Below are 12500 nucleotides of genomic sequence, written 5' to 3'. Positions count from 1 at the left end.
AGGGAATTGGACCATGGTTGAACTCGCTCTCCCAAAAAATTCCCAGATGACCGAAGGCAAGGTCTGGCCGAAGCCGGATGGTGCCCAGAATGTTCGGGAATACCGTATCTATCGCTGGAACCCGGATGACGGCCAGAACCCGCGTATCGATACCTATTACATCGATATCGACGATTGCGGCCCGATGGTGCTCGACGGTCTCTTGTACATCAAGAACAAGATCGATCCGACGCTGACGCTGCGCCGTTCCTGTCGCGAAGGCATTTGCGGCTCCTGCGCGATGAACATCGACGGCACCAACACGCTTGCCTGCACCAAGGGCATGGACGACGTGAATGGTACGGTGAAGGTTTATCCGTTGCCGCATATGCCGGTCGTCAAGGATCTCGTTCCTGACCTCACCAACTTCTATGCCCAGCATCGCTCGATCGAGCCCTGGCTGAAGACGGTATCGCCGGCACCAGCCAAGGAGTGGAAGCAGAGCCATGATGACCGTCAGAAGCTCGACGGTCTTTACGAGTGCATTCTCTGCGCCTGCTGCTCGACCTCCTGTCCGAGCTACTGGTGGAATGGCGACAAATATCTTGGTCCGGCCGTTCTGCTGCAGGCCTATCGTTGGCTGATCGACTCCAGAGACGAAGCCAAGGGTGAACGTCTCGATAATCTCGAGGATCCCTTCCGGCTCTATCGCTGCCACACGATCATGAACTGTGCCCAGGCCTGCCCGAAGGGTCTGAACCCGGCCAAGGCGATTGCCGAAATCAAGAAGATGATGGTCGAGCGCCGCATCTAGGCGCTCGAGAGTAAAGATGTCACTGAGCGAATTCGATCCGCTTGCCGTTGCCGAAATCCGCAAGCGGCTCGAATCTGTCAGGGCATCCGGTGTCCGTATCGGCTTTGCCATCGAAAGCGGCAGCCGCGCCTGGGGTTTTCCGTCCCCCGACAGCGATTACGACTGCCGCTTCATCTATGTGCGGTCGCGCAACGATTATCTCAGCCTGTTCCCCAAGCGCGATGTCATCGAGTTTCCGATCGTTGGTGATATCGATGCCGGCGGCTGGGATTTGCGCAAGGCGCTGCTACTTGCCCTTAAAGGCAATGCGGCTTTGGTGGAGTGGGTAACATCACCCATCGCTTACGAGGAAGAGCCGGGTTTTCGCGATCGGCTGAAAAGCCTGCTCGACGAGATCATGGTGCCGCGCCGGGTGGCGCTTCATTATGTCGGATTGCTGCACCGACATATGCCGGGTGACGTTTTTACCCAGTCCAAGCTCAAGAAACTGCTCTACGCCGTGCGTCCCGCCATTGCCCTGCACTGGATGAGCCAGCGCGATTTTACGGCCCTGCCGCCGATGAACATGCTGGAATGCCTGGAGGGCTGCGTCATGGCGGATGAGCAGCGGCAGGCCATTCTCGATCTGGTCGTGTTGAAAAAGTTGACGCGGGAAATGGGGGAGGGGCCTGTGCCGGTGCCGGTCGCCGCCCTACTTCAGGAGGCGTTGGCAGCGTTCGGCGGGCTTTCGACGTCGTTCGACCTCATCGAAACTGCCGAGGATGACATGATGAAAGAGCGGACGGATGCCTTTTATATCCGGGAGATCGATTGCGGAATTTGATGGCCGGGCCTGATCAAAGCCTCGTCAAATTGTCGTGGTACGACTTGATTAACCAAATCGCTTTACGATAATCGGGCTTAATTCAGTGGCCCCGGGCCAGTGGCATGGTGCAGCGCGCACTGAACGCAGGAGTGGAATGATGCAGTTGAAATATGTGGTGACGGGACTTGTGGTCGCGGTTTCTCTCGCTGGCTGCCAGAGAACGTCGAACAACCCCTATAACAATCTGCAGTCGCCGCCGCCATTGCAGGCGCAGCCGGTTCCTTCCGTACAGTCGGGCCAGCTGCCGCCTCCGGGCGCCGGTGGCCAGCAGTTCCCCAATGCCCCGATGGGCAACCAGAACATGGCATCGCTCGATCCGGGTTCGGCTCCGACCAATGCGCTTGATGTGACCAAGGAATCCATGGTCGGTAACTGGCGCGTTTCCAACGGCGGCGCATCCTGCGACATGTTCCTGACGCTGACCAATCTCGGCAGCGGCTCGCGTGGTGGTACCCGCGGTTGCTCCGGCGAACTGACGGCCATGGGTTCGTGGGAAGTTTCCGGCAAGATGGTCCAGTTCAAGAACCGCGCCGGCGACGTCATCGGCCGCGTCTACAAGAGCGCCGACAACCGCTACGACGGCACCACCAATTCCGGCCAGCCTGTCAGCCTCAGCCGCTAAAGCCCGACGGGCTATCGGCGGGGAGGGCTGATTGGAACGCATACCGGATTACAAGCTGAGCGTCAGCGAGGAACTCAAGTCGCTGACCGCCTCCGGCAAGCTGCAGGCGGATGCCGCGCAGTTCGATGTTGCAGCCAAGCTCGACCACGTGCTTTCCTCTTTGCGGGACATGCGTCCTGCCAAGAAGAAAAGTGCGCTCGGCTGGCTGTTTGCCCGTGGCGGTAAACCGCAACATATCCGCGGTCTTTACGTTTACGGCAGCGTCGGTCGCGGCAAGACCATGTTGATGGACATGTTCTTTGCGAAGGCGCCGGTGGAGCGCAAGCGGCGCTCGCATTTCCACGAATTCATGGCGGATGTGCATGGCCGCATCCACGAACATCGACAGAAGCTGAAGGCCGGCGAGACCAAGCAGGCCGACCCGGTGCCGCCGGTTGCGGCGGCTCTTTTTGCCGAAGCCGAACTGCTGTGCTTTGACGAATTCACTGTCACCGACATCGCCGATGCGATGATCCTCGGGAGACTGTTCACTGAACTGTTCTCGCTTGGATGCGTGCTGATCGCCACATCCAACGTCGCGCCGGAAAACCTTTATAATGAGGGGCTGAACCGCAGCCTGTTCCTGCCGTTCATCGGCCTGCTGCAGCAGAACGTGGATGTCACGACGCTTGATTCGCCGACCGACTACCGCATGGAAAAACTCGCCAGCCTGCCGGTCTATCTGACGCCCGCGGATGCGCGCGCCGATGCCGCGATGGAATCCGCTTGGCACCATATTACCGATGGAGCGAAATCGGCGCCCGATGAGATACCGATGAAGGGGCGCAGCATTCATGTGCCCGCGTCTGCCGGTCGTGTCGCACGCTTCCATTTTTCCGATCTCTGCGAGAAGCCGCTGGGCGCGAGCGACTATCTGGCGATCGCCGGCCGTTACGATGCCATTTTCATCGAGCACATTCCGCGGCTTGGGCCGGAAAAACGCAACGAGACCAAACGCTTCATCACGCTGGTCGATGCGCTCTACGATAAATCCGTCCGTCTTTATGCAACGGCCGCCGCGCCTGCCGAGGATCTTTTGACGGAGCGCCGCGGCACGGAAGGTTTCGAATTTGACCGCACCGTATCCCGCCTTTTCGAGATGCGCAGCGCCGACTATCTTGCGCTGCATAAAAGCGAACGTGCTGATATCTAACACTTTGATGACATAATTTCTTACGTTTACGTAAGAGTTTTAATATCTAAACGATTGAAAAATATAGCTTTGAATTAATCGGTTGCCAATTTGTCGCAGCCGGTTTATGTCCTCTCCCCACATCGGTCGACCGTTGTATGTGCCGGCCATGAGTGTGAATGGAGAGGAAGCATTTCGATGGCACGCAAGAAGATTGCACTTATTGGCTCCGGCATGATCGGCGGCACGCTGGCACATCTCGCCAGCCTGAAAGAACTGGGCGACATCGTCCTGTTCGACATTGCCGACGGCATTCCGCAGGGCAAGGGCCTCGATATCGCTCAGTCCGGCCCCGTCGAAGGCTTTAATGCCAAGCTGACCGGTGCCAGCGACTATGCTGCGATTGAAGGCGCTGATGTCTGCATCGTTACCGCCGGCGTTGCCCGCAAGCCGGGCATGAGCCGCGACGATCTTCTCGGCATCAACCTCAAGGTCATGGAACAGGTCGGCGCCGGCATCAAGAAATATGCCCCGAACGCCTTCGTGATCTGCATCACCAACCCGCTCGATGCGATGGTCTGGGCGCTGCAGAAGTTCTCCGGCCTGCCGAAGAACATGGTCGTCGGCATGGCCGGCGTGCTCGATAGCTCGCGCTTCCGCCTGTTCCTCTCCGAAGAATTCAACGTTTCCGTTCAGGACGTCACCGCTTTCGTGCTCGGCGGCCACGGCGACACGATGGTGCCGCTCGCCCGTTATTCGACCGTCGGTGGGATTCCGCTGACCGATCTGGTCAAGATGGGCTGGATCACCAAGGAACGTCTCGAAGAAATCATCCAGCGCACCCGTGACGGCGGCGCCGAAATCGTCGGCCTGCTGAAAACCGGTTCGGCCTATTACGCACCGGCTGCCTCGGCGATCGAAATGGCCGAATCCTACCTCAAGGACAAGAAGCGCGTTCTGCCGGCCGCTGCCCATCTTTCGGGTCAGTACGGCGTTAACGACATGTATGTCGGCGTTCCGACGATCATCGGTGCCGGCGGCATCGAGCGCATCATCGAAGTCGAATTCACCAAGGACGAAGAAGCGGCCTTCCAGAAGTCGGTCGGCGCTGTCGCCGGTCTTTGCGAAGCCTGCATCACGATCGCGCCGGCTCTCAAGTAATCGGCGCCGCACTCATTCAAACAGGGACATCGCCCCATGAACATTCATGAATACCAGGCCAAGGCTCTTCTGAAGGGCTTTGGCGCTCCGGTCGCCGAAGGTGTGGCCATCCTCAAGGTCGAGGAAGCCGAAGCTGCTGCCAAGTCGCTTCCGGGTCCGCTTTACGTCGTCAAGAGCCAGATCCATGCTGGTGGCCGCGGCAAGGGCAAGTTCAAGGAACTTGGCCCCGACGCAAAGGGCGGTGTTCGCCTTGCCAAGTCGATCGAAGAAGTCGTGGCGCACGCCAAGGACATGCTCGGCAACACGCTGGTAACCGCCCAGACGGGCGATGCCGGCAAGCAGGTCAACCGTCTCTACATCGAAGACGGCGCCGACATCGAGCGCGAACTCTATTGCTCGCTGCTGGTCGACCGTTCGGTCGGTCAGGTTGCTTTCGTCGTATCGACCGAAGGCGGCATGGACATTGAAGCTGTCGCTCACGACACGCCTGAGAAGATCCACACGATCGCCATCGAACCGCAGGCCGGTGTGACGGCTGACGACGTTGCCAAGATTTCGAAGGCTCTCGAGCTTTCGGGTGCGGCTGCCGAAGACGCCAAGGCGCTCTTCCCGGCGCTCTACAAGGCGTTCGGCGAAAAGGACATGGCTCTCCTCGAAGTCAACCCGCTGATCGTCATGAAGGACGGCCATCTGCGCGTCCTCGACGCCAAGATGTCCTTCGACGGCAACGCCCTGTTCCGCCATGACGACGTCAAGGCGCTGCGCGACGAGACCGAAGAAGACGCCAAGGAAATCGAAGCCTCCAAGTGGGACCTCGCCTACGTTGCTCTCGACGGCAATATCGGCTGCATGGTCAACGGTGCCGGTCTCGCCATGGCGACGATGGACATCATCAAGCTATACGGCAAGGAGCCGGCAAACTTCTGCGACGTCGGCGGTGGCGCCGGCAAGGAGAAGGTGGCTGCAGCCTTCAAGATCATCACGGCTGACCCGAAGGTCGAGGGCATCCTCGTCAACATCTTCGGCGGCATCATGAAGTGCGACGTCATCGCCGAAGGCGTTGTCGCAGCCGTTCAGGAAGTCGGTCTCAAGGTTCCGCTCGTCGTTCGTCTCGAGGGCACCAATGTCGAGCTCGGCAAGAAGATCCTCAACGAATCCGGTCTCGCGATCACGGCAGCTGACGATCTCGACGATGCAGCCAAGAAGATCGTCGCGGCGATCAAAGCCTAATTTGAGGACCTGATAAATGTCTATTCTCGTAAACAAGAATACCAAGGTCCTGGTTCAGGGCCTGACCGGCAAGACCGGCACGTTCCACACCGAACAGGCGCTTGCCTATTACGGCACGCAGATGGTCGGCGGTATCCACCCGAAGAAGGGTGGCGAAACCTGGACCGGTTCGAAGGGTGAAAGCCTGCCGATCTTTGCGACCGTCGCAGAAGCCAAGGAACGCACCGGTGCTGACGCATCGGTCATCTACGTTCCGCCGGCAGGTGCCGCCGACGCCATCATCGAGGCAATCGACGCCGAGATCCCGTTCATCACCTGCATCACCGAAGGCATCCCGGTCATGGACATGGTCCGCGTCAAGGCTCGCCTCGACAAGTCCAAGTCGCGCCTGCTCGGCCCCAACTGCCCGGGCATCCTGACGCCGGAAGAATGCAAGATCGGCATCATGCCGGGCTCGATCTTCCGCAAGGGTTCGGTCGGTATCGTTTCGCGCTCCGGCACGCTCACCTATGAAGCCGTTTTCCAGACATCCAACGAAGGCCTCGGCCAGACGACGGCTGTCGGTATCGGCGGCGACCCGGTCAAGGGCACCGAGTTCATTGATGTGCTGGAAATGTTCCTGGCCGACGAAGCCACGACTTCGATCATCATGATCGGTGAAATCGGCGGTTCGGCTGAAGAAGATGCAGCCCAGTTCCTGATCGACGAAGCCAAGAAGGGCCGCAAGAAGCCGATGGCAGGCTTCATCGCCGGCCGTACGGCTCCGAAGGGTCGCACCATGGGCCATGCCGGCGCTGTCGTTTCCGGCGGCAAGGGCGATGCGGAATCCAAGATCGCTGCCATGGAAGCAGCCGGTATCAAGGTTTCGCCTTCCCCGGCACGCCTCGGCACCACGCTGGTTGAAGTCCTCAAGGGCTGACGCCACATAGGGACCACGACCGGCCTTCAGGGCCGGATGTGGTCGAAAGAATACGGGCAGGCGGCATCTCCGCCTCCCGTTCCAGTGCCCTCGGGTGCTGCCGCTTGATGCGGATCTAAAGACAAGACCCAAGCGGCGGCCGGCGCTTTGTTTTCCCGGCCCTCAATTACGTGAGGAGGCGGGCGCGGCGCCCGCGGGACATCATGGCACGGCAAGAAGCCAACGAGCAGTTTCTCATCACTTCGTTCCTCGACGGCGCGAACGCTCCCTATATCGAGCAGCTCTACGCGCGTTACGAAGAGGATCCGAATTCGGTCAACGCGGAATGGCAGGCCTTCTTCAAGGCACTGGCCGATAATCCCGAGGACGTGAAAAAGGCCGCCAAGGGCGCCTCCTGGAAGCGCGCCAACTGGCCGCTGGCTGCCAGCGGCGATCTTGTTTCGGCCCTCGACGGCCACTGGCCGGTCGTGGTGGAAAAGGCCATTGAAACCAAGGTCAAGGCCAAGGTCGAAGCTGCTGCTGCCGTCACCGGCCAGCCGGCAAGCCCCGCAGAAGTTCATCAGGCGACCCGCGACAGCGTGCGCGCCATCATGATGATCCGCGCCTATCGCATGCGTGGCCACCTGCATGCCAAGCTCGATCCGCTCGGCATCGCCAGCCCGGTCGACGACTATAACGAACTGTCGCCATCTTCCTACGGCTTCACCGATGCCGATTACGATCGCAAGATCTTCATCGATAACGTGCTGGGCCTGGAATACGCCACCGTGCGCGAGATGATCGATATTCTCGAGCGCACCTATTGCTCGACGATCGGCGTCGAATTCATGCACATGTCGAACCCGGAAGAGAAAGCCTGGATTCAGGAGCGTATCGAAGGTCCGGATAAGGGCGTCGAGTTCACGCCTGAAGGCAAGAAGGCTATCCTGTCCAAGCTGGTCGAGGCCGAAGGTTTCGAACAGTTCATCGACGTCAAATACAAGGGTACCAAGCGTTTCGGCCTCGATGGCGGTGAATCGTTGATCCCGGCGCTGGAACAGATCATCAAGCGCGGCGGCCAGGAAGGCCTGCAGGAAGTCATCGTCGGCATGGCCCACCGTGGCCGCCTGAACGTTCTGACCAACGTCATGCACAAACCGCACCGCGCCGTCTTTCACGAGTTCAAGGGTGGCTCGTTCAAGCCTGACGAAGTCGAAGGTTCGGGCGACGTGAAGTACCATCTCGGTGCCTCTTCCGACCGCGAATTCGACGGCAACAAGGTTCACCTGTCGCTGACGGCCAACCCGTCGCACCTTGAAATCGTCAACCCGGTTGTCATGGGCAAGGCCCGCGCCAAGCAGGACATGCTGACCAAGGTCTGGGACAAGGACAACATCATTCCGCTGTCCGAGCGCTCCAAGGTTCTGCCGCTGCTGCTGCACGGCGATGCGGCTTTTGCCGGCCAGGGCGTTGTTGCCGAAATCCTCGGCCTGTCGGGCCTGCGCGGTCACCGCGTTGCCGGCACGATGCACGTCATCATCAACAACCAGATCGGTTTCACCACCAATCCCGGTTTCTCGCGTTCGTCGCCTTATCCGTCCGACGTCGCCAAGATGATCGAAGCACCGATCTTCCACGTCAACGGCGACGATCCGGAAGCGGTCACCTACGCTGCCAAGATCGCCACCGAATACCGGATGAAGTTCCACAAGCCGGTCGTGATCGACATGTTCTGCTACCGTCGCTTCGGCCATAACGAAGGCGACGAGCCTTCGTTCACCCAGCCGAAGATGTACAAGGTTATTCGCGCCCATAAGGCCGTGGCCGAGATCTATGCCGATCGTCTGGTCGCCGAAGGCGTCATCACCGACGGTGATTTCCAGAAGATGAAGGCCGACTGGCGCGCCCATCTGGAGACCGAATTCGAAGCCGGCCAGGCCTACAAGCCGAACAAGGCCGACTGGTTGGATGGCCAGTGGTCGGGCATGCGCTCGGCCGACAATGCCGATGAACAGCGTCGCGGCAAGACCGCCATGCCGATGAAGAGCCTCAAGGAAATCGGTCGCAAGCTGGCGACCATTCCGGACGGTTTCAACGTCCATCGCACCATCAAGCGTTTCATGGAAAACCGCGCCCAGATGGTCGAGACCGGCGAAGGTATCGACTGGGCTATGGCGGAAGCGCTTGCTTTCGGTTCGCTCGCCGTCGAAGGCACGAAAATCCGCCTCTCGGGTCAGGATTGTGAACGCGGCACGTTCAGCCAGCGTCACTCGGTTCTCTACGATCAGGACACCGAAGAGCGTTACATTCCGCTTTCCAACCTGCAGGCCGGCCAGGGCAAATACGAAGTCATCAACTCGATGCTTTCGGAAGAAGCTGTGCTCGGTTTCGAATACGGTTATTCGCTGGCCCGCCCGAGCGCTCTGACGCTCTGGGAAGCCCAGTTCGGTGATTTTGCCAACGGCGCGCAGGTCGTGTTCGACCAGTTCATCTCGTCTGGCGAACGCAAGTGGCTGCGCATGTCCGGTCTCGTCTGCCTTCTGCCGCATGGTTATGAAGGTCAGGGTCCGGAGCACTCTTCGGCGCGTCTCGAGCGTTGGCTGCAGATGTGTGCGGAAGACAACATGCAGGTCGCAAACTGCACGACGCCGTCGAACTATTTTCACATCCTGCGCCGCCAGGTGAAACGCGACTTCCGCAAGCCGCTGATCCTGATGACGCCGAAATCCTTGCTGCGCCACAAGCGCGCCACTTCGACGCTTGCCGAAATGGCCGGCGAATCGTCGTTCCACCGTCTGCTGTGGGATGATGCCGAGGTGATCAAGGACGGTCCGATCAAGCTCCAGAAGGACGCAAAGATCCGCCGCGTCGTGATGTGCACCGGCAAGGTCTATTACGATCTGCTCGAAGAACGCGAAAAGCGCGGCATCGACGATGTCTACCTGCTGCGTGTCGAACAGCTCTATCCGTTCCCGGCCAAGGCTCTGATCAACGAGCTTTCCCGCTTCCGCCATGCCGAAATGGTCTGGTGCCAGGAAGAGCCGAAGAACATGGGTGCATGGTCGTTCATCGACCCTTACCTGGAATGGGTGCTGGCGCATATCGACGCCAAGTATCAGCGCGTGCGCTATACCGGCCGTCCGGCCGCCGCCTCTCCGGCAACGGGTCTGATGTCGAAGCATCTGCAGCAGCTCGAAGCCTTCCTCGAAGACGCATTGGGCGGCTGATCCTTCAGCCTTCCACCTTTCGCAAATTCAACGAACACCTGACAAAAACGGAAACAAGTCATGGCCACCGAAATCCGCGTTCCCACCCTCGGCGAATCCGTCAGCGAGGCGACCGTCGGCACCTGGTTCAAGAAGGTCGGCGACACCGTCAAGGCCGATGAGCCGCTGGTCGAACTCGAAACCGACAAGGTCACCGTCGAAGTGCCGTCCCCGGTATCCGGCGTCCTGACCGAGATCGTCGCCCAGAACGGCGAAACCGTTGGCCTCGATGCCCTGCTCGGCCAGATCGCCGAAGGTGCTGCCGGTACCGCTTCTGCGGCGCCTGCCGCTGCCAAGCCTGCTGAAGCAGCACCGGCCGCAGCTCCTGCACCGGCTGCTGCTGCCGCACCGGCTGGCGGTTCCGCCATGCCGGCTGCTCCGGCCGCCGCAAAGATCGCTGCCGACAACAACATCTCGACCGCTGATGTCGATGGTTCCGGCAAGCGTGGCCAGGTTCTGAAGGGCGACGTCATCGCTGCCATTGCCAAGGGCACGTCGGCTCCGGCAGCACCTGCTGCTGCTGTTGCGGCACCACGCCCGGTCTCTTCGGCTGAAGATGCACCCCGCGAAGAACGCGTGAAGATGACGCGCCTGCGCCAGACCATCGCCAAGCGCCTCAAGGATGCCCAGAACACCGCAGCCATGCTGACCACCTATAACGAGGTGGACATGTCGGCCGTGATGGACCTGCGCAACCGTTATAAGGACGTGTTCGAGAAGAAGCACGGCGTAAAGCTCGGCTTCATGGGCTTCTTCACCAAGGCCGTTACGCACGCGCTGAAGGAACTGCCGGCCGTCAACGCCGAAATCGACGGCACCGACATCATCTACAAGAACTACTGCCACGTCGGCATGGCTGTCGGCACCGACAAGGGTCTGGTGGTTCCGGTTATCCGTGATGCCGACCAGCGTTCGATCGCCGGCGTCGAAAAGGAACTCGGGCGTCTTGCCAAGGCAGCCCGCGACGGTTCGCTGTCGATGGCCGACATGCAGGGCGGCACGTTCACCATCACCAATGGTGGTGTTTATGGTTCGCTGATGTCCTCGCCCATCCTCAATGCACCGCAGTCGGGTATTCTCGGTATGCACAAGATCCAGGAGCGTCCGGTCGCCATCGGCGGTCAGGTCGTCATCCGCCCGATGATGTATCTGGCGCTCTCCTACGATCACCGCATCGTCGACGGCAAGGAAGCGGTTACCTTCCTCGTGCGCGTCAAGGAAAGCCTGGAAGATCCGGAACGTCTGGTTCTGGACCTCTGATCATTCCATCCTGACTGGAGGAGACCACGATGGACGCCGCTTCTGCCAATGCCACCACGCTGCTGGTGCTGCTAGCCTTAAGCGTCGTCCTGCTCGTGGTTCATATCCTCCTGCAGGGGAATTTTGCGACCAAGGAACGCGGCCTGGAATGGAATGCCGGGCCGCGTGACGGCGATAATGAGCCGAAGAGTGCGCTTGCCGGCCGCTCTGCCCGCGCTTCCAAAAATTTCCAGGAAACCTATCCGGCCTTTATCGGCCTGCTGCTGGCGATGATCTTGACCGGTGATACGTCGGGTCTCGGCCTGCTCGGCGGCTGGGTCTGGCTGATTGCGCGTATTGTTTACATCCCGCTTTATCTCGGCGGTGTTGCCTATGTGCGCTCGCTGGTCTGGGTGGTCAGCCTGCTTGGGCTGTTGCTGATGATGATCGGGTTGTTCCTGTGATGGCACCGTCGATCACAGTAGGGGTGTGCTGCCATGACTGAAAACCCCGTCCTGCTCGTAACCGGCGGCAGCCGTGGTATCGGCGCTGCAATCTCCCGGCTTGCTGCTGCAAAGGGATGGCGGGTAGCCGTGAACTACGCTGCCAACAAGGCTGCGGCCGATGCTGTCGTTTCCGCGATCGAGGCCAGTGGCGGCGAGGCTTTTGCGATCAAGGGTGATGTTGGCAATGCCGCCGATATCGCGGCGATGTTTCAAGCCGTCGACAAGCAATTCGGACGGCTGGACGGACTTGCCAACAATGCCGGCATTGTGGATGCGCAGGCGCGGGTGGACGAGATGTCGGTCGAGCGCCTCGAGCGGATGATGCGTATCAACGTGACCGGCTCCATTCTCTGCGCCGCCGAAGCGGTTCGCCGAATGTCGACCCGACATGGCGGGAGTGGCGGCGCTATCGTCAATATTTCATCGATGGCTGCAATCATCGGCTCTCCCTCGCAATATGTCGACTACGCCGCCTCCAAGGCCGCGATCGACACGTTTACCATCGGTCTCGCCCGTGAAATCGCCACCGAAGGTGTGCGAGTGAATGCGGTGCGGCCGGGTGTCATCGACACCGAAATCCATGCCTCCGGCGGCCTGCCGGATCGGGCGCGCGACATGGCGCCGACTATTCCGATGCAGCGTGCTGGAACGGCTGAAGAGATCGCCGATGCGGTGCTCTACCTGTTGTCATCCGAGGCTTCCTATATCACGGGCTCGATCCTCAATGTGAGCGGCGGTCGATGACCCCA

The 12500-nt window shown here is 60.1% G+C and carries 11 protein-coding genes; all 11 read left to right on the top strand.

Annotation, left to right across the window (positions count from 1 at the left end; genetic code table 11):
* The first annotated feature begins 13 nt into the window (after nucleotides 1-13).
* The 11 genes from EDF70_RS20225 to EDF70_RS20175 all read left to right on the top strand — a co-directional run bounded on the left by EDF70_RS20225 (nucleotide 14) and on the right by EDF70_RS20175 (nucleotide 12495).
* Nucleotides 14-793: a succinate dehydrogenase iron-sulfur subunit gene (locus EDF70_RS20225; RefSeq protein WP_132277249.1), complete on the top strand. Its 780-nt coding sequence runs from the start codon at nucleotides 14-16 to the stop codon at nucleotides 791-793.
* A gap of 16 nt (nucleotides 794-809) precedes the next feature.
* Nucleotides 810-1616, top strand: a complete 807-nt coding sequence (locus tag EDF70_RS20220; RefSeq protein ID WP_132277247.1) for a nucleotidyltransferase domain-containing protein — start codon at nucleotides 810-812, stop codon at nucleotides 1614-1616.
* Between the two features lie 139 nt (nucleotides 1617-1755).
* On the top strand, nucleotides 1756-2280 hold the full coding sequence (locus EDF70_RS20215; protein ID WP_132277245.1) for a protease inhibitor Inh/omp19 family protein: 525 nt from the start codon (nucleotides 1756-1758) through the stop codon (nucleotides 2278-2280).
* A 31-nt stretch (nucleotides 2281-2311) separates the two neighbouring features.
* Complete coding sequence (gene zapE, locus EDF70_RS20210; protein WP_132277243.1) at nucleotides 2312-3472, top strand: cell division protein ZapE; 1161 nt, start codon at nucleotides 2312-2314, stop codon at nucleotides 3470-3472.
* 177 nt (nucleotides 3473-3649) lie between these two features.
* Nucleotides 3650-4612 (top strand): malate dehydrogenase, encoded by a 963-nt coding sequence (gene mdh, locus EDF70_RS20205; protein WP_132277241.1) that lies wholly within the window; start codon nucleotides 3650-3652, stop codon nucleotides 4610-4612.
* 36 nt (nucleotides 4613-4648) lie between these two features.
* On the top strand, nucleotides 4649-5842 hold the full coding sequence (gene sucC, locus EDF70_RS20200) for an ADP-forming succinate--CoA ligase subunit beta (RefSeq protein WP_132277239.1): 1194 nt from the start codon (nucleotides 4649-4651) through the stop codon (nucleotides 5840-5842).
* A 16-nt stretch (nucleotides 5843-5858) separates the two neighbouring features.
* Complete coding sequence (sucD, locus tag EDF70_RS20195) at nucleotides 5859-6761, top strand: succinate--CoA ligase subunit alpha (protein WP_112429332.1); 903 nt, start codon at nucleotides 5859-5861, stop codon at nucleotides 6759-6761.
* Nucleotides 6762-6964: 203 nt separating this feature from the next.
* Nucleotides 6965-9967 carry a 2-oxoglutarate dehydrogenase E1 component gene (locus EDF70_RS20190; RefSeq protein WP_132277237.1) on the top strand — a complete coding sequence of 1001 codons (3003 nt, stop codon included), beginning with the start codon at nucleotides 6965-6967 and terminating at the stop codon, nucleotides 9965-9967.
* A gap of 60 nt (nucleotides 9968-10027) precedes the next feature.
* On the top strand, nucleotides 10028-11266 hold the full coding sequence (gene odhB, locus EDF70_RS20185; protein WP_132277235.1) for a 2-oxoglutarate dehydrogenase complex dihydrolipoyllysine-residue succinyltransferase: 1239 nt from the start codon (nucleotides 10028-10030) through the stop codon (nucleotides 11264-11266).
* A gap of 29 nt (nucleotides 11267-11295) precedes the next feature.
* The gene (locus EDF70_RS20180; RefSeq protein ID WP_132277233.1) at nucleotides 11296-11709 is read left to right on the top strand and encodes an MAPEG family protein; all 414 of its coding nucleotides are present in this window, start codon (nucleotides 11296-11298) and stop codon (nucleotides 11707-11709) included.
* 33 nt (nucleotides 11710-11742) lie between these two features.
* Complete coding sequence (locus tag EDF70_RS20175) at nucleotides 11743-12495, top strand: SDR family oxidoreductase (RefSeq protein WP_132277231.1); 753 nt, start codon at nucleotides 11743-11745, stop codon at nucleotides 12493-12495.
* The last annotated feature ends 5 nt before the right edge of the window (nucleotides 12496-12500 follow it).

It is taken from the genome of Neorhizobium sp. JUb45 (genome assembly GCF_004343585.1).
Taxonomy (GTDB): Bacteria; Pseudomonadota; Alphaproteobacteria; order Rhizobiales; family Rhizobiaceae; genus Neorhizobium.
The sequence above is the reverse complement of the archived record's forward strand: the minus strand, read 5'-3'. Positions and strand labels throughout refer to the sequence as shown.

Bases quoted from the DNA above. Each gene is read 5' to 3' on its own strand.
- EDF70_RS20225 (WP_132277249.1), top strand. From the start codon at position 14: ATGGTTGAACTCGCTCTCCCAAAAAATTCCCAGATGACCGAAGGCAAG.
- EDF70_RS20220 (WP_132277247.1), top strand. From the start codon at position 810: ATGTCACTGAGCGAATTCGATCCGCTTGCCGTTGCCGAAATCCGCAAG.
- EDF70_RS20215 (WP_132277245.1), top strand. From the start codon at position 1,756: ATGCAGTTGAAATATGTGGTGACGGGACTTGTGGTCGCGGTTTCTCTC.
- mdh (WP_132277241.1), top strand. From the start codon at position 3,650: ATGGCACGCAAGAAGATTGCACTTATTGGCTCCGGCATGATCGGCGGC.
- sucC (WP_132277239.1), top strand. From the start codon at position 4,649: ATGAACATTCATGAATACCAGGCCAAGGCTCTTCTGAAGGGCTTTGGC.
- sucD (WP_112429332.1), top strand. From the start codon at position 5,859: ATGTCTATTCTCGTAAACAAGAATACCAAGGTCCTGGTTCAGGGCCTG.
- EDF70_RS20190 (WP_132277237.1), top strand. From the start codon at position 6,965: ATGGCACGGCAAGAAGCCAACGAGCAGTTTCTCATCACTTCGTTCCTC.
- odhB (WP_132277235.1), top strand. From the start codon at position 10,028: ATGGCCACCGAAATCCGCGTTCCCACCCTCGGCGAATCCGTCAGCGAG.
- EDF70_RS20180 (WP_132277233.1), top strand. From the start codon at position 11,296: ATGGACGCCGCTTCTGCCAATGCCACCACGCTGCTGGTGCTGCTAGCC.
- EDF70_RS20175 (WP_132277231.1), top strand. From the start codon at position 11,743: ATGACTGAAAACCCCGTCCTGCTCGTAACCGGCGGCAGCCGTGGTATC.